Source organism: Pseudoalteromonas sp. Isolate3, from assembly GCF_022398505.1.
Taxonomy (GTDB): Bacteria; Pseudomonadota; Gammaproteobacteria; order Enterobacterales; family Alteromonadaceae; genus Pseudoalteromonas; species Pseudoalteromonas apostichopi.
The window spans coordinates 23,521-40,736 of record NZ_JAKEVN010000024.1 but is presented as its reverse complement, the minus strand read 5'-3'; the positions used below and the strand labels follow the sequence as shown (position 1 = coordinate 40,736).

General features: G+C 39.8%; 15 protein-coding genes. 13 read left to right on the top strand and 2 right to left on the bottom strand.

Annotation, left to right across the window (positions count from 1 at the left end; translation table 11 throughout):
• Positions 1-404: 404 nt before the first annotated feature.
• The 8 genes from L1D46_RS07475 to L1D46_RS07440 all read left to right on the top strand — a co-directional run bounded on the left by L1D46_RS07475 (position 405) and on the right by L1D46_RS07440 (position 6,746).
• Positions 405-1,244 carry a PHP domain-containing protein gene (locus L1D46_RS07475; RefSeq protein ID WP_130051769.1) on the top strand — a complete coding sequence of 280 codons (840 nt, stop codon included), beginning with the start codon at positions 405-407 and terminating at the stop codon, positions 1,242-1,244.
• 9 nt (positions 1,245-1,253) lie between these two features.
• Positions 1,254-1,877, top strand: coding sequence for an L-threonylcarbamoyladenylate synthase (locus L1D46_RS07470; RefSeq protein ID WP_167658620.1), 624 nt, complete (start codon positions 1,254-1,256; stop codon positions 1,875-1,877).
• Between the two features lie 41 nt (positions 1,878-1,918).
• Positions 1,919-2,722 carry a ScpA family protein gene (locus L1D46_RS07465; protein WP_167658634.1) on the top strand — a complete coding sequence of 268 codons (804 nt, stop codon included), beginning with the start codon at positions 1,919-1,921 and terminating at the stop codon, positions 2,720-2,722.
• A 213-nt stretch (positions 2,723-2,935) separates the two neighbouring features.
• A complete protein-coding gene (locus L1D46_RS07460) occupies positions 2,936-3,298 on the top strand; it encodes a hypothetical protein (RefSeq protein WP_239977212.1) in 363 nt (120 codons plus the stop codon).
• 135 nt (positions 3,299-3,433) lie between these two features.
• Entirely contained in the window at positions 3,434-4,285 is an 852-nt protein-coding gene (locus L1D46_RS07455; RefSeq protein WP_239977211.1) for a GNAT family N-acetyltransferase, read from the top strand.
• Between the two features lie 89 nt (positions 4,286-4,374).
• Positions 4,375-5,409, top strand: coding sequence for an acyltransferase (locus tag L1D46_RS07450; RefSeq protein WP_239977209.1), 1,035 nt, complete (start codon positions 4,375-4,377; stop codon positions 5,407-5,409).
• Between the two features lie 202 nt (positions 5,410-5,611).
• Positions 5,612-6,166, top strand: a complete 555-nt coding sequence (locus L1D46_RS07445) for a cytochrome b (RefSeq protein ID WP_239977208.1) — start codon at positions 5,612-5,614, stop codon at positions 6,164-6,166.
• 1 nt (position 6,167) lies between these two features.
• Complete coding sequence (locus tag L1D46_RS07440) at positions 6,168-6,746, top strand: YceI family protein (protein ID WP_239977207.1); 579 nt, start codon at positions 6,168-6,170, stop codon at positions 6,744-6,746.
• 32 nt (positions 6,747-6,778) lie between these two features.
• Here L1D46_RS07440 and L1D46_RS07435 read toward each other — a convergent pair whose 3' ends face one another.
• Together L1D46_RS07435 and L1D46_RS07430 are read right to left on the bottom strand one after the other, a co-directional pair.
• Complete coding sequence (locus L1D46_RS07435) at positions 6,779-7,639, bottom strand: TIGR02285 family protein (protein WP_239977206.1); 861 nt, start codon at positions 7,637-7,639, stop codon at positions 6,779-6,781.
• A gap of 112 nt (positions 7,640-7,751) precedes the next feature.
• Complete coding sequence (locus L1D46_RS07430; RefSeq protein WP_165381452.1) at positions 7,752-7,919, bottom strand: hypothetical protein; 168 nt, start codon at positions 7,917-7,919, stop codon at positions 7,752-7,754.
• A 363-nt stretch (positions 7,920-8,282) separates the two neighbouring features.
• On the opposite strand from L1D46_RS07430, the gene L1D46_RS07425 reads away from it, so the two are divergent.
• From L1D46_RS07425 to L1D46_RS07405, 5 genes are all read left to right on the top strand, one after another.
• On the top strand, positions 8,283-8,858 hold the full coding sequence (locus tag L1D46_RS07425; protein ID WP_239977205.1) for a hypothetical protein: 576 nt from the start codon (positions 8,283-8,285) through the stop codon (positions 8,856-8,858).
• 45 nt (positions 8,859-8,903) lie between these two features.
• Positions 8,904-9,845: an acetoacetate decarboxylase family protein gene (locus L1D46_RS07420; RefSeq protein ID WP_239977204.1), complete on the top strand. Its 942-nt coding sequence runs from the start codon at positions 8,904-8,906 to the stop codon at positions 9,843-9,845.
• An 8-nt stretch (positions 9,846-9,853) separates the two neighbouring features.
• The gene (locus L1D46_RS07415) at positions 9,854-12,085 is read left to right on the top strand and encodes an NAD(P)-binding protein (protein ID WP_239977202.1); all 2,232 of its coding nucleotides are present in this window, start codon (positions 9,854-9,856) and stop codon (positions 12,083-12,085) included.
• A gap of 142 nt (positions 12,086-12,227) precedes the next feature.
• Positions 12,228-14,492: a TonB-dependent receptor gene (locus tag L1D46_RS07410; protein ID WP_239977200.1), complete on the top strand. Its 2,265-nt coding sequence runs from the start codon at positions 12,228-12,230 to the stop codon at positions 14,490-14,492.
• Positions 14,493-14,529: 37 nt separating this feature from the next.
• The gene (locus tag L1D46_RS07405; RefSeq protein ID WP_239977199.1) at positions 14,530-17,211 is read left to right on the top strand and encodes a 7TM diverse intracellular signaling domain-containing protein; all 2,682 of its coding nucleotides are present in this window, start codon (positions 14,530-14,532) and stop codon (positions 17,209-17,211) included.
• Positions 17,212-17,216 lie beyond the last annotated feature (5 nt).

The following is a 17,216-nucleotide window of genomic DNA, read 5'->3' as shown; positions in this document are numbered from 1 at the left end:
CCAATGATGTGTAAGAGTTGCTATGTAATTCATTATAAAACCTTAAAATTTAGATATAAAAAAACCCGCTACATGAGCGGGTTTTGAAATCGTTAGACACGACAATTCGTCACCCGCTAGTTACGAGTGCCACCACCAAATTGTGATTTGAATTGTTTTGTTCATTGTTATTTCTTATTTAACGTGTCTGAAAGTGCCTACAGTAAAGCGTACCTAAGCCGATACTGTCAAGCATTAATTTACATATTAATACGAGTTCGGCATTTACCCATCGTAATTGCCCATTTATGAGGGTAAAACACACAGTTATATATCTTACTTAAAAAGATAATCACGCCCTCGCACTAAATTTTTGTTATACTCACATCATTGATTCAAGAACTTACGTAAAGCAGTCTTTCCCTTTGATAAAATACGATTTACATAGCCACACCACATACTCAGATGGTCAGCTATCAGTCGAGCAATTGTTACACCGCGCGGTTGAGAAAAACATAGATGTGTTTGCAATTACCGATCACGATACTTTAAGTGCGATAAAACCAGCACGCAAAGTCATTGCAGATGATAATTTACCGCTTAAATTGATTGCTGGTGTTGAAGTATCAACAAAATGGGAAAGCTTTGAGATTCATATTGTTGGCTTAAATATTGATGATGAGAACAATTCACTGCTCTCATTATTACACGCGCAACAAGCCAAGCGTGAAGAGCGAGCCACCGAGATAGGTCGCCGCCTTGCTAAAAATGGTTTTGAAGGCATTTACGACCAAGCAAAAACATTCGCTGAAAACGCACAAATCACACGCGCGCATTTTGCTCGTGCACTGATAGAGCGTGGCGTAGCTAAAAACTTCCCTGGCGTATTTAAAAAATACTTAGGGCGAGGAAAAACAGGCTATGTACCAAGTAGTTGGTGCGATATGCAAACGGCAATTGCTGCAATTCACCAAGCTGGTGGGGTTGCAGTGCTCGCTCACCCTGGGCGATATCAAATGTCTAACAAATGGCTGCGTAAGTTAATTATTGAATTTAAAGACGCGGGTGGCGATGCAATGGAAGTAGCACAACCACAACAAGCACCGAGTGAGCGCCAGTTTTTAGGTGAACTTAGTCGTGAATATGGTTTACTTGCGTCGCAAGGGTCAGATTTTCATTTTCCGACCAGTTGGTTGGAGTTAGGTAAAAATTTATACTTGCCAAAAGATTGCCAAGGGGTTTGGCAAGCATGGGAAGGGCAATAGGAGCGTGTAATGAGTCAGTTTTTTCATATTCATCCAGATAATCCGCAACCACGCTTAATCAGCCAAGCGGTTGATATTATTAAGCAAGGTGGTGTTATTGTATACCCAACCGATTCGGGTTATGCACTTGGCTGCAGCATTGGTAATAAGCAAGCAAAAGAGCGCATCGAACGTATTCGTGGTATTGAAAAACACCATAATTTTACCTTAGTTTGCCGCGACCTATCGGAGCTATCTACTTATGCTCGCGTCGATAACCAGCTATTCAGATTAATTAAAAATAACACGCCGGGGCCTTACACGTTCATCTTTAAAGGCACAAAAGAAGTACCCAAGCGTTTATTAAACGAAAAGAAAAAAACCATTGGTATTCGTGTTATCGAACACCCAATCACCTGCGCTTTATTGGCTGAACTAGGGGAGCCGTTAATGTCGTGTTCCTTGATTTTACCGGGTGAGCAATATACCGAGGCTGATCCTGATGAAATTCGCGATCGCATTGAAAAGCAAGTTGATTTAATTATTCATGGTGGTTATCTTCCTGAACAAGCAACCACAGTGATTGATTTGTCGGATGATGATATTGAAATCTTACGTGTGGGTTGTGGTGATACTAAACCATTTGAAATGTAGAGACTTCGTTGACTAGCCCAGAGCTTGATGCCCCAGATAATATACAAGAGCCAGTTCAGCAAAAGCTGCCACTGGCTTTTTTGCATGGCAAAGCAGTAGTCGACAAACCTGAAGACTTATACATTCCACCTGATGCGTTAGAGATCATTTTAGAAACCTTTGAAGGGCCTCTCGATTTACTTCTGTATTTAATCAAAAAACATAAACTCGATGTGCTAGAGCTCTCTATATTTAGTATTACTGAGCAATATGTTAGTTATGTTGAAATGATGAGTGAATTTCAGCTTGAACTAGCTGGTGAGTACCTTGTGATGGCGGCGCTATTAGCACAAATTAAATCACGATTATTACTGCCAAAACATGAAGAGCTTGAAGAGGAAGAAGATCCAAGAGCTGAGCTTGTAAGACGTTTACAAGAATATGAGCAATTTAAAAAAGCAGCGGAGAATCTTGATGAGATCCCTCGCGAAGGCCGCGATATCTTTGTAGCCGAAGCTCTGGTGCCAGAATTCAGTGAACGTGAGGTACTGTTACCTGATGTTGACATGAAAGACTTACTCGTTGCGTTAAGCGACGTTATGGCCCGAGCTAAAACATTTGAACACCATCATATTACAGCAGAAGCTTTATCGACCCGTGAACGCATGAGCTTAATATTAGATAAGCTCTCAGAAGCGCAATCACAATTACCTTTTCATACTCTTTTTACTATTGAAGAGGGCAGAAGTGGTGTTGTAGTAAGCTTTATCGCCATGTTAGAGCTAGTGAAAGAAAACCTCATCAGTTGCTTTCAGGTTGATGCCAATAGCCAGATTTATATTGGTTTGGTGGAAGAAAGCGAATAGTAGCAAGCTAATCGTTTTAAGCGGTAAGTTCTAAGTTTCAAAAGCTGTACCTGCTTTCATAGCAAGTAGGTATTCACCACTCAAAAAATAGATATTTCCATACGAATGAAGCGCTTAACTAAGAGAGTGTTAAATAATTGCGCCAAGGCTCAGTACCTGCTAAGTTGTTTTTCCCACGCTGCTAGGTATAAGCCTACTATTAAGGAAAATATAATGAAAAAGTTAGGAATGGTACTGTTATCTCTCGCGGCATTTGGAGCCTCTGCTGCAGAAAATTTGCAATTAGACCTTAACCTTTATTTGAATAACCAACTTGTAAAAACGCACGCAGTTAAAACTGAAGAAGACAAAATTCAAACAGTGACTGCAGATGGCATTCTTAAATTTGATGTAACCCCTTCGTTGAACAACCAAATTGTGACACTGACATCAACACTATATAAATTTGAAAATGGCTCTTACAATAAATTTCAAGAACCTAAGTTAATGGTAAACCTTAATAAACCTGCAACGATTGAGGTTGGTACTGAGGGTGTTGAAGTTTATAGGATTGAAATAACAGCAAGTAAAATATAGCTGCTATGAAATTTACTATACATTTTTATAGCGGCTAGATTTAGGTATGCGTTTAATAAATAGATGTATTTTGAGTGGCATCATAATACAAATAGCTATTGAGTTAGAGGTATTTCAACTTTTTAAGGAAAGCAGATGCAGAGTAAACACTTTACAATCAAAACCATGACCAAGAAGGAAGTTGAACTCATGATTGATTGGGCTGCAGCAGAAGGCTGGAATCCAGGCCTTAATGATGCAGAGTGTTATTTTGCTGCTGATCCTGAAGGATTTCTTGTTGGTTTTCTTGGCGATGAGCCTATAGCGACAATTTCTGCCATTAATTACCACGATGCATTTGGCTTTATCGGCTTTTACATTGTTAAACCTGATTACCGTGGCAAAGGTTACGGAATGCAAATTTGGAATGCTGCGTTAAAGCGCCTTGAAGGGTTGAATATTGGCCTTGATGGTGTGGTGGAGCAGCAAGAGAACTATAAAAAGTCTGGTTTTAATCTGGCCTATCGCAATATTCGCTTTGCAGGAGTTGGCGGTGGTAGTTCGCCTCAAAATGCTGACATTGTTGATCTTAATGCTGTGCCATTCGAAATCATTGACGCATACGAACAGTCATTTTTCCCTGTAAATAGGTCAAACTTTAATAAAGCATGGTTAAGCCAACCCCAGTGCGACGCGTTTGGCATAATGAATAACGGGAAATTGGCAGGGTACGGCGTAATTCGCAAATGCCAAAACGGCTTTAAAATTGGCCCTTTATTTGCCGACTCACCAGAATTGGCCGAATCTTTGTTCCTTGCTTTAAAATCTAAAGCGAGTGCATCCGACGTTATTTTCCTTGATACGCCAGAAATCAATCAAGCTGCTGTCGCTTTAGCACAGAAATACAACATGCAGGTGTCATTTGAAACCGCCAGAATGTATACCAGCGAATGTCCGAGCTTGCCATTAAATCGTATTTTTGGTGTTACTTCTTTTGAAATCGGCTGAGTTAAATCTTATAGCTATTCAATTTCACGAGATATTCAAAGCTCGATTAAACATTAATATAAGTTCTTACATTTATCCAAGGACGTATTTTGGAAATTAGAAAACTTAACTCACTACGTGCTTTAGCTGCGCTCATTGTCTTTTTCACTCATTTTAGCGACATAACTAATTGGCTTGGTGGTGTGTTAGGAGGGGGCTCAGGGGCATATGGGGTGATGCTTTTCTTTCTTCTTAGTGGCTTTTTGATGTCTTATCTATATATAGAAAAAGGCTTTAACAAAGATAATATTGTCCGCTATTTTTCTGCTCGCTTTGCTAGAGTTATTCCTCTGTATTTAGTGGTTGTTCTTGCTTCTTACTTGTTATCGAATAATGGGTGTTCTGTTCTTTATAACATTCCTGATACCGAGACCTTATTAGCCCATTTGCTGTTTATTTATGGCGAAAGTGTTCTGTGGTCAATACCGCCAGAAATACACTTTTATTTTATATTTACACTTTTTTGGGCAATGGCGAAAAATAGAACAGGGTATATTTATCTTTCAATTTTAGCTGTAATGCTATTGTTGTTCTTTACAAATTATCCACGTATTTATGGTGATATAAATGGTGTTCCATACAGTCTGTTTAGTGTATTGAGGACATTCCCCTTCTTTTTTGTCGGGGTTATGTTGGGCATGAACTATCGTTCATTAACTATTCCATATTACTTGCGAAAACATTGGTTTGTATTAACGCTTGGTTTTATTCCTCTGCTGTACCCAGCATTTTCTCCCATAAATACTGCTGATAAGGTAAGAATGTGGTTGAGTTATGAAGTTCTGCTTGTAATGAGCTCTGTTTTCTTTTGTGTTGTTTTCCTCGTGCCAGACAATAATGTATTGCTCGCTAATCGATTTGGTGATTTTATTGGTAAGATATCGTATTCGCTTTACTTGCTCCATATGCCAATAATCGCAAAAGTGAACCAATTAGACGCCTCGATTGAGCTAAAACTCTTGCTATCTCTGCTGCTGAGTGTCATAGCAGCAGCTATTTCATATCAATTTTTTGAAAAGCCAGTAGCAAATTTAATTCGAAAAAAAGTATCTAATCGGTCAAATTCAGCCACCAGCCCAGCTTAGCGAAACTACATTCGTTTTTTACTGAAGATACAATTTTAATATTGCGGTAATAAGCTCTCCATCATCTGCTAGCACCTAGCACCTTTTCTCTTTCCCCTTGTGTGTGCATATATGCACAGAAGCTGTTCGTTTTACGCTATTTTCATTATTTAACCCATCGGTTAATCTGTATTTAGTTTCACGATTCTCATGGGAAATGAGTATGTTAAAGAATTCAAAGTCAAGTTATGGCTGGGTGGCCATCTTAGTGCACTGGTTAATGGCACTTGGGGTGTTTGGTTTATTTGGCTTAGGCGTTTATATGGTTGAGCTAACCTATTACGACGCTTGGTACAAAGGCTCTTTGGACTTGCATAAAAGCATGGGTATTACCTTAGCGGCATTATTGTTGTTTCGTTTTGGTTGGCGCTTGTTAGATACTCAACCTGAGCCTGTTGCAGGTAGCTCGAAAGCAATGAATCGGGTTGCACACTCAGTACATAAACTGATTTATTTAGCTTTAATTGTCATTGTGACATCTGGCTATTTAATCTCTACGGCCGATGGCCGTGCAATTGAAGTATTTAATTTATTTGCTGTACCGGCACTACCTGAGTCGGTCGCGAATCAAGAAGATATTGCAGGTAAAATTCACTTTTATGCCGCGTATGGGCTAATAGCTGTGGTTGTTTTACATGCTTTAGGGGCACTAAAACATCATTTTATCGATAAAGATAAAACCTTAATTAGAATGATCAAACCATTGAAGGATGATTAACATGAAAAAATTACTATTAAGCACAGCACTAAGTGCTGCACTTTTCTCAACTGCTAACGCAAATGCAGCTGACTACGTTATTGATACAGACGGTGCGCACGCATTTGTAACTTTTAAAATTAAGCACTTAGGTTACAGCTGGTTACATGGTCGTTTTAATACTTTCTCAGGTGATTTTAGCTATGACGATAAAGCGCCAAATGCGTCTAAAATCAATGTAACGATTGAAACTAAAAGCATCGACTCAAATCATGCTGAGCGTGACAAACATTTACGTAGCAAAGATTTCTTAAATGTTGATAAGTACCCAACCGCAACATTTAAAAGTACTTCAATCAAATTTGATGAAGACGGTGATGAAGCTGATGTAACGGGTGAATTCACCTTAAATGGTGTCACTAAAACCATTACCTTTGAAATTGATAAAATTGGTGAAGGTAAAGATCCATGGGGTGGTTATCGTGTTGGCTTTGAAGGCGAAACAAGCCTAAAACTAGCTGACTATGGTATCGACTACAACCTTGGTCCTGCTTCGACACATGTTGATATAGGTTTATTTATTGAAGGCGTACGTAAGTAAGTTTATCAATGTTTAATTAATAAAAGTGCCGCTTAGTGAGCGGCACTTTCGTTTCTATCTTTTAATCTCTTTTCTAAAATTGGCTGCAAATTATCAGGTAGCCAGCGCACTAACACATCATGAAAAGCATCTGTATGAGCGATTTTCTCAAGTGTTTGATCTAATAATTTTACCGTTACCTCACCTTGCTTGTTTTTAGTGCAGCCTACATAGCCAATGCTTAACGCTGGTGCTTCAGTAAGTGTGATTTGGGTTAGTTCATCTTCAAAGCCCATGGAGTGAGCCAAGTAATAATGCTCGCTTGGGTAGCCAAGTAATATATCAATACGCTTTTTTTGTAGCATATAAGTCAAGCTTGCGAGGGTGTCTCTGCCGGGGCGTGAGATAATATTAGCGTCATGACTTTCGTTAATAACTTTGTCGATATTTGCTCCAAAAGAGCGACTCATAGAGACCCCTAAAGCAAGGTTTTCGGCTAGTAATGATTTAAGTGACACAGGTTTTGTTGAGTCTAGCTTAAGTTTTGCGGCTAACTCTTTACGTATTGCAATAGACGGCGACAAACCTACAGTTGATGAATGTTCAGTAAACTGAATATGCTGCTTACGGTGCTCGTTTTGATATAACGACAGCATACAGTAATTATTGTGTGGGTTTGATAGTTCATGCACAGCACGACTGGCTGGCAATAAAGTGCGTTTAAATGAAACCTCAGGCAGTGCTTTTTCTAATAATTTGATCACACTTTCATCACGACCTGTGCCTTCATATTTATCATGCATGATGTAGTAGGGGGCAAAATCAACCATGATCCACTCAATGGCTTTAGGTTGCTTATTTGCATAAGCTGGCAAGCAAAAAAGTAATAGTAAAATAGACCACACACTACGCATAGTTACTACCTATTTAGGAACTAAAATATAAGTGTAGCAGGAATATAGGCTTATGCTGGCTGGTGGTGAAAACTAAAACGCCAGCTTGTTGGCTGGCGTTTATCGGTAGGGTTTAGTTGGCTTTTAACCACTTCACAAATTGGCGTGCATCACTCGCCTTTTGGAAGATGGCATTTTTTAAGCCCTGCGTGTCGCTAAAAATTACACGCTGTTTATTTACCGAGATTGATTGCACTGGATGTGCGATCTGGATCAAAGATCCGTTGTATTTATATGACATAATAAAACTCACTTTTTCTTTTGTCTGTGTCTGTAGAGCTTTAATAGGCATTTAAAAAATACAGACCGACATTTGTTGTCTTGCTAACAGTGTCGACTAAGTTTGTGACAGTTTGGTGATGATTTGAAAATTCATCAAAATGTCATTTAGTGAACAAGCTGCAAGTATTTATACGAATATGCGGGAATTACTGGATCAAGGTAAGGGGTTAACCGCGTGGTTTCTAAAAACCAGACAATCAGAGTACTGTAAGAATCAATTAAGCGCAAGGTTTATTTTTTAAACATCAAAAATAATCTCTGGATGTTTAACAGAAACAGGCGTATTGTGATTAGGCACAAAATAATAATAAGAAGTATGCTTATGAATTACCTTTTAGTATCAGATATATTCGGTAAAACAGCGCATCTATCGCTGCTTGCTCAGCAGCTTCGCGGTAAAGTGAGTCTTTGTGATCCTTACTTGGGAGAAATTCAGCTCCCGATTAACGAGCAGTTTCAATACCAACATTTTCTAACTCATTGCGGCCACGATAATTATTTTGAAAGGGTGCATGTAAAGATGGCTGCTATTCGTCAGCCAACCACGATTATTGCATTTAGTGCGGGCGCAGCTGCCGCTTGGCGAGCTCAAGCAGAGTTAAAAAATTCGTTTATTAAAAAAATTATTGCCTTTTACCCATCCCAAGTTAGACATCATCTTGAGCTTGAGGCTAACGTTCCTTGTCGATTTATTTTTCCTCACAGTGAAGAACATTTTGATATTGAGCCTGTGATTGCAACATTAAAAAATAAAGCTAAGGTAAGTTGTGAAATAGCCGACTTTGGTCATGGTTTTATGAATCCGTTATCTGAGAATTTTAATCAGCTCGGTTATCAGCAATTTACAGAACAACTGTTAAAAGAAAGTTGTAACCTAGAACTTGTCACCAACGATTAAAAATTAGTCTATAGTCATTACTAAACAATAATATAAGTAATGACTATGACGGACCAAGCAAATTACAGCCACTTCTTATCTAACCCGGTTGCTAAACCACCTTGTCGAATGATCAATGCACAAATGTATGGATTTTTTGTCTCTGGGTGTGAGCAAAAAATGCAGCAGTATGTTGATGCAACCTTAAACCTACTTGCTACTGAATCAGTCTCGTTCAATGTATTAGGTAGCTATTGCTTACTTACCTTCACTGATATTGAGAAAATTTCTTCGTTAACACCGCCGTTTTTAGATCATGGTTGGATGCAAGAAACAGATATTATCATCTGGCTTCCAGTAGCAAAAATGCAAGATGGTGATATTAGCCACTTATATTGGTATCCGGCTTTTATTAGTGTGAATAATATCTATGCCTTAATTAATGGCAGAGAGGCTTGGGGTTACAATAAATACTTATGTGAATACCAAATGCCTACAGCTGTGAGTGATGCGGGGCCCTTTAGTATAACTTTAGAATGTTTTGATGTATTTCACCCTGACTCTAAATTAGCAATGCATGAGCTATTAAGCATTGAGCAGACAGATGCAATTACTAGTGAAAACCTACTCGATAACTTATCGCAATTTTCTAAACACGTAACAGACTTGTTTGATGCGCAAATTAAAGGCATTGACATATCACTTCTTAAACAATTGTTAGAGGGATTTATACACCCGCAGATGGATCAGATTTTATTTAAACAATTTCCTGATGGTGTAGGAGAAAAAGCGGTTTATCAGAGCGTTGTTCATTCGCCATCACTAATCAAAAAAATCCACCAATTAAAACTTTTACACAATGATTTTAGTCTTGATGTAAAAGCGCTTGCGAGTTTTCCTTTAAATGACATGTTTGGCATCGCACTTGGCAAGCAAGTTGTTCATTTACCTTTTTACGTCAATATGGATTTTGACCAGCTTGGCGCAACACAACTGTTACCAGCATAGAGGTGACCATGGAAAAAGAAAAAATCACTATTGTCGGGGGCGGTGTTGCAGCGATGACTGCGGCTGTGTACTTAACCGAGCAAGTTAATTGGCAAAGCCAGCGCGAAATTACTGTCTATCAACAAGGCTGGCGTCTTGGCGGGAAAGGGGCAAGTGGCCGTAACGCCCATTTCGGACAGCGAATTGAAGAGCATGGTTTACATGTTTGGTTTGGCGCATACGTGAATAGTTTTCGCACCTTAGAAGGTGTATATAATTCACTCAATAGACCCGCTAGTTGTTCATTGGCTACTTGGCAGCAGGCCTTTAAACCACACAGCTTTATTGCCTTACAAGAGTTTATTGATAACGAATGGCAAACTTGGCCGATTGATTTTCCAACCGTTGCAGGTAACCCCGCTGATGGCAGCCTAGATATAACAGTGTGGGACTTTGTCACCATGACATTAGCATGGCTAAAAAAATGGACCGAAGGCATTGAGCATGTTTGTCAGCAGCAACATGCTCAAACTACGTTAGTGACTAAAAAATCACGGGATCAATCGTTACTCAAGCACATGTATCAAGAAATCAAAGCAGATATTGATACCCATTTAAATGGCACAAAGCAGTTTATTGATGATATTGAAGCAGGCGCAACTGAAATTGCCTCGAACCCACGAACATTGATAACCCATTTGCTACAGTTCACTGAAAAGCAGGCTACGCACACCGATAAGCAAGCTGATCGCTTGGTGATTTGGTATATCGTCAGAAAGTTAAAACGTTGGTTCAAAGATCAAGTGATTGATTTACTGGAGGACAACCCAGAGTTGCGTAGACTTTATATTTGCGCCGATCTTGCTATTGCAATGCTCACAGGACTGATTAAAGACCAGGTCTATCGAGACGGTTTTGGCGTCATTAATTGCTACGATTTTCGTCAGTGGCTAGAAAAAAATGGTGCTAACAAAACTTACAGCGTCGATTCAGCGCCAGTACGTGGCTTTTATGATTTGGTGTTCGCTTACCCAAAAGGAGACTTTAATAAACCCAATGTTGAAGCCGGCGTTGCCGCCCTTGCCATGTTACGAATAGGCCTTTGCTATAAAGGTGGCGTGATGTGGAAAATGCAAGCAGGGATGGGCGATGTCATTTTCGGTCCAATTTATGAGCTTTTAAAGCAGCGCGGCGTTAAGTTTAAGTTTTTTCATCAGTTAACTAACTTATCGGCAGGACAAAATGACCAAGGTGAGCCGCTGGTAAGTGAAATTAAACTTTGCCAACAGGTGAGTTTAATTGGCCAAGATTATGAACCGCTTATTGATGTAAAAAAGCTACCTTGCTGGCCTAGTGAGCCATTGTATGAGCAAATCAGTCCTGAACAAGCGCATTTATTACAAGAATATCAGATCAATTTAGAGTCATTTTGGAGTAATTGGCCTGAGGTCTATCAAGAGCACTTTAGTAGCCCATTGCCAACAGTGACGCTTCGCCATGGTATTGATTTTGATACACTGATTTTAGGTGTCTCAGTTGCCTCACTTGAGCACGTTGCTTCTGAACTATTAGCTGTAGATTACGCGCTTTCTCAACAAGCAACAAAAGTGCAAAGTGTGGCGATCCAGGCTTGCCAAGTATGGTTGAATAAAACCGATCCACAACTTGGCTTTACGCAAACTAATGCCGCTGATGAAGGGCCTATTTTAAGCGGCTTTGTTGAGCCGTTTGATACTTGGGCCGCAATGGGCAATTTGCTAGATAAAGAAGATTGGCCAAGTGAAAATGCGCCAGTGAACATTGCCTATTTTTGCAGTGCGTTTAGCTGCGAAAACTACCCACCTGCCAGTGCACATCAATTCCCAGAGCAAATGAAAGCCGAAGTCAAATTGAATATGCATAATTTGTTTAGCGCAGATATGCGGCCACTTTGGCCCGAAGCCTATATTGATAACAAGTTTGATTGGCAGGTTTTTTATAGTGATCCACACAGCATTTTACCTGTACTTGAGCAGCAATATTGGCGCGTTAATGTAGACCCTAGTGAGCGTTATGTTTTATCTGTGGTTGATTCGAGTAAATACCGCCTTGCTACAGATGGCAGTCAGTTTGTCAATTTACGCATCACTGGCGACTGGATAAAAACAGGGGTTAATGCAGGCTGTGTTGAGGCTGCGGTCATGGCCGGTATGCAAACAGCGCGGGCAATATGTGGTTGGCCAACTAAGATCAGCGGAGAGCACGCATTCGAAAAAGGTTAGTGTGAGTAAAGTTGTAAATAAGTATGCATATAAGTCATGAAATTCCATGATTTATATGCGACTTTAATTGATTGTTTGGTCTATACTTACTACTAAATTACAACAATTTAACAAGTTTCCCTCTTTTAAGGTCTAAAAGCTAATGAAGCGTCCCTTTCTGAAAGATCCTAAGTTTATGATGTTGTCGAGCACCAGCTTGGCGGCATGTGTAATTGCAAGCGCTGTTGCACAAGGAGCTGAGATTGAAAAAGACATGGAAGTTATTAGCGTTTATGCACAAAAACGTCCGCAAGCAATTGAAGACGTGAGTGTAGCGGTAAGCCAAGTGGATGGCGAAATTTTAAAAGCTCAGCATTTTAAAGATTCAACTGAAATTGGTTTGTTTGCGCCAAATGTAAAAATAACCCAAAACGCCGCAGAAGGAACGCCACCTGCTGTTAGTATTCGAGGGGTAGGGTTACTTGATTACAATACGGCGAACACTTCACCTGTCGCTATGTATATTGATGGCGTTGCGGTGGGGTCTGCCAATAATCAAATTGTTAACTTATACGATATTGAACAGCTCGATATTTTACGCGGCCCACAAGGCACTCTGTTTGGGCGCAATTCTACCGGTGGTGCAATTCTGATTCGCTCAAACCGCCCTGAGTTTGATAGCTATGGTTCATTGACATTAGGCATTGCCAATAATAACGCTACTAGCATCGATGGTATGTGGAACCAACAACTATCAGATTTAAGTGCAATGCGTATTGCTGTTAACTATCAAGACTACGAGTACTCAACAAATAATATCTATACAGACTCACCAACAGCAGGTATGGAGCAAAAAAATGCCCGTGTGTCTTTTCTATCTGAGTGGGATGAGGTTGATCTTTACCTGCAAGCGCATATTGAAGACTGGGATGGTATTGCCCAGCCTGTTGGCAGTATTGGTATTGTCGCCAACCCTTTAACGGGTGAGCTGTGTTCACCAGCAGATGCAGGCTCAACACGCTGCTTTGATAACTTTGGTTTTAATGATGGCAGTGATGATTTCTTTGCGGTAAGCGTCAATAATGACTCGCCTCATAAATCTGATGGCTATGGCTTTATTGCTGAAGTAAATTGGCATTTAAACGAGCAAAGTACTTTTACAACGCTTTCGAGCTTTAACGATCTCGAAAGAAGCCATGCTTTTAATTGCGATGGCTCGCCAGCTCGCTTGTGTGAAGGAGTATTAGGGTTAGATACACATCTAATTAGCCAAGAATTCAGATTACTTAACGAATTTGCTGATTACACGTTAACCAGTGGGGTGTATTTTGCAGATGAAACAATTGAGCAAGATAATTTAAATGATATTTTGCGCGATTTTCGTGGCATTTTACCCACAAACTTAACCGCGACCTTTATCTACGATAACGAAATCGAGATGCAAAATTTGGCAGTATTTAGCCAAATTGAAGTGCCTGTCGCAGATAAATGGATGATCACCGCGGGTCTTAGATATGACTATGAGTCACTTGAGTATGACTCAATCGCCACGTTAAATACGGTGCTTGATGTGAACGACTTAGACGGTGTGCTTGTACCATTTTATCGCGTCACGGATGAGCAATCAGATAATGGCTTTAGCGGGCAATTTGCAATTAATTATCGTTATTCAGATGCAAGCAATCTTTATTATCGTTTTGCAAATGGTAGTAAAAGTGGCGGCTACAATGGTGGCTTTTTATCATCTGAAGAACAAGCAATGTTAGCAAACTACGGCAAAGAGCGCTTAAATGCCCATGAAGTTGGCTTGAAGTCGTTCTGGCCTAGCCAGCAATTAAGAATGAATTGGGCAACGTTTTACTATGATTATAACGACCAACAGGTGTTTATGAACCAAGCGTCAGAAACACCGCAAATGCCTCCTGTGCAATTACTTGAAAATGTTGCTGATTCAACTATTTATGGTCTTGAAACTGAAATTAATTACCAAGCAACTAAGCAATTAGCCATGCTACTTTCAGTAGGTTATATCCCCCATGCTGAATTTGAAGAATACGTTGACCCTCTTGGCAATAGTATTACCGATAACCAACTACCATTTACTTCTAAATGGAATGTATCAGCGGGATTAAAATATGATACCAGCTTGGCGTCGTATCCGTTATCGGCAAACATTATTTACGATTATCAGTCTGAATTTTATTTTGATCAGAACATGAACCCATATGCTCGCCAAGACGGCTTTAGCATTGTGAATGCGCATCTAAAATACGATGTTGATAATTGGTCATTTACTTTGTGGGGCAAAAATTTATTTGATACTGAATATAGTCAGTTAAAGTTCGATTTAAGTTCGTTCCTAGGCATGCTTGAAGACTTTAAAGGGGAAGGGCGTCGCTATGGCTTTGATGTTTCACTACAATTCTAGTCGTTGCCATCACCACAATGGTACAGGGGTTTTGTGAATGCGGTTAAAGCTGTATTTAAGTACTCTGCTGTTATTGTTTATATTAAGTGTTTCGGCTAATGCACAAGATACGTTTGTCTACACTGATGCTGTAGCTGATCAAAACCTCCATGATGTAGGTGAAGTGTTTATGGCGAACGATAATATGTTCCCGCAATCTGTGGCTGCGATTGATGCTTGGCGAGTCAGCAAAAAACCGCAATCTCGAATAAGCTCTGTCGGCGGTAGCTATTGGTTAATTGTTGAAATTGAAAATCAAAGTGATATCGAAGATTTAGTCCTCTATCCGTATAACACTTTGGTTTCGAAAATAGAAAGCCGCATTTATGATATATCTGATCCAAGTGCCCCGATACAGCACTTTGTAACCGGTGGGGTCGAGCCTAACCAATTTGCTTTTCACTATGGCAATCGTTTATCTCTTGAAAAAGGTAAGCACTACACGTTAATCACTTATTTTGAGAGTGACTACTTTTATACTCCCGCAAAGCTGGTATTAACGCCTTATCAAGATTATTTTCAGAACATAACCGTTGAAAATATGATCATGATGCTGTGCTTTGGGGTGGGCATTGCACTTGGTTTGTATAATTTATTAATTTACTTGGTTTCCCGTGATGTCACACACCTTTACTACGCATTATTTACTGCATCTTGGGTGTTTGCTTGGAGCCATTTTTTCCATATTTCTGATCAGCTGTTTGGTTACTATAATCCTCATCTTCACTGGCTCGGCTTTGCCCTCACACCATTAACCAATATTCTGTTTTACAACAACTTACTTAAACTCAAAGAAACATTTCCGAAACTGGCGCAATTATCACTCACGGTGGGTGTAATTGCCACTTTGGGTATTCCGTTTTGTATTTTATGGCCAAGCTTTGGTTTTTATTGGTCAACGTTAGTAACGGGTGTTGCTTTATGTTTAGGCTTATACATAGGTATTCGCTGTATGCTCATTGGCTTTAAGCCAGCACGCTATTTTGTGCTGGCTTACATTGCCATGATGCTACCGAATATGGTGGGTAATTTAACTAATTTAGGCTTGCTGCCAGCTACTTCCATTAATTTATATTTATTGGGGTTGATAGGCACAGCCATGGACGCCATGTTGCTGGCGTTTGCTGTGGCCGATAAGTTTAGGCTGCTTCACGATGACAACGTAGAGCTCAATAAAAATCTAGAAGAAAAAGTACATTTAAGAACCTTGGAGCTTGAAGAGCTTGCCTCTGAGCTTCGCGATGCGAATGAAGCTAAAAGTCGCTTTTTAGCGAATATCAGTCATGAGATTCGCACCCCAATGACATCAATTATTGGCTATGCAGATGGCATTATGCTCGGGGACATTAAGCCTCATGAGCGCAACCATGGGATTGGCGTTATATTGCAAAATAGCCGCCATGTTCTTGGATTAATAAACGATATACTCGATATGTCGAAGATTGAAGCCAACAAGCTAGAAATAGATTTAGTCGAAACAGACTTGTTTGCCACGATTGCCAATATTGAGTCACTTATTGGCAAGCAAATCCGTGATAAGGGCTTAAAGTTCAGTGTTGATTATCAGTTCCCGTTGCCAGACTACCTAATTACTGATCCGAGTCGATTAAGGCAAATCTTATTAAACCTAACAACCAACGCCCTTAAGTTTACTCAAGTCGGGCGTATATCCTTAACGGTGAGCTGTCATAACGATAAGTTGTCGATAAGCGTAAAAGATACCGGTATCGGCATGACAGACAAAGAGCAACAAGCCTTGTTTAGTGCCTTTTATCAAGCGGATTCAAGTATTTCTAGGCAATATGGCGGCACTGGTCTTGGCCTTAATATTTCTAAAAGCCTCGCCAAAAAATTGGATGGGGATATCAGTGTTAAAAGTAATGTCGGTTCTGGCAGTGAATTTATTTTTACCATGTCGGTTTATACCACAGATAATACACGTTGGCTCAATGATATGAGTGAAGTCAAACTAGTTGAAACCTCACCGTTTAGTAAGCTTGATGCACCTGAGAACTTAAAGGGTAGGGTACTACTTGCTGAAGACCACCCAGACAACCGGCGTTTAATTGCGCGAATATTAGAGCGTATGGGACTGACTGTAACAACCGTTGAAAATGGCAAAGACGCAGTCCAAGCAACCCTAGAAGAGAGTTTTGATCTTATTTTGCTTGATATTCAAATGCCAATCATGGACGGCCAAGAAGCATTAAAGATGATGCAAGCTACAGGAGTGAGCGTTCCTATCGTTGCACTTACAGCTAATACCATGAAGCATGAAATTGCCCGTTATATGAAGCAAGGGTTTAATGATTTAATAGCCAAACCAATTGATAGAAATGCGTTTAGTCATAAAATTGCCAGTTACTTAGATTGTGATGAATTAGCTGATATTAAATTACCTGAAAAAGAGTTTCAGGCGCTTAAAGATGATTATATAAAGGGCCTTGAAGAACAATATCGAGAAATGCGTGAGCAATATAAAAACATGGATATTGATGGCTTAAGCAGAAATGTTCATATGCTTAAAGGCGCTGCAAACATGTTCGAATGTGAAATGCTCTATGTTAAAGCGGTTGCCGTTGATACTGCGCTAAAAAACGATACGGTCACCCTGGACACTCAGCTCATTTTTTCATTATTCAATGCAATGGAAAGTGAATTTACTAAAGTGACGCATTAATTGCT

Coding starts and splice junctions, on each gene's coding strand:
- L1D46_RS07405 (WP_239977199.1), top strand. CDS start 14,530: ATGCGGTTAAAGCTGTATTTAAGTACTCTGCTGTTATTGTTTATATTA.
- L1D46_RS07455 (WP_239977211.1), top strand. CDS start 3,434: ATGCAGAGTAAACACTTTACAATCAAAACCATGACCAAGAAGGAAGTT.
- L1D46_RS07430 (WP_165381452.1), bottom strand. CDS start 7,919: ATGTCATATAAATACAACGGATCTTTGATCCAGATCGCACATCCAGTG.
- L1D46_RS07445 (WP_239977208.1), top strand. CDS start 5,612: ATGTTAAAGAATTCAAAGTCAAGTTATGGCTGGGTGGCCATCTTAGTG.
- L1D46_RS07435 (WP_239977206.1), bottom strand. CDS start 7,639: ATGCGTAGTGTGTGGTCTATTTTACTATTACTTTTTTGCTTGCCAGCT.
- L1D46_RS07470 (WP_167658620.1), top strand. CDS start 1,254: ATGAGTCAGTTTTTTCATATTCATCCAGATAATCCGCAACCACGCTTA.
- L1D46_RS07420 (WP_239977204.1), top strand. CDS start 8,904: ATGACGGACCAAGCAAATTACAGCCACTTCTTATCTAACCCGGTTGCT.
- L1D46_RS07460 (WP_239977212.1), top strand. CDS start 2,936: ATGAAAAAGTTAGGAATGGTACTGTTATCTCTCGCGGCATTTGGAGCC.
- L1D46_RS07415 (WP_239977202.1), top strand. CDS start 9,854: ATGGAAAAAGAAAAAATCACTATTGTCGGGGGCGGTGTTGCAGCGATG.
- L1D46_RS07410 (WP_239977200.1), top strand. CDS start 12,228: ATGAAGCGTCCCTTTCTGAAAGATCCTAAGTTTATGATGTTGTCGAGC.
- L1D46_RS07440 (WP_239977207.1), top strand. CDS start 6,168: ATGAAAAAATTACTATTAAGCACAGCACTAAGTGCTGCACTTTTCTCA.
- L1D46_RS07425 (WP_239977205.1), top strand. CDS start 8,283: ATGAATTACCTTTTAGTATCAGATATATTCGGTAAAACAGCGCATCTA.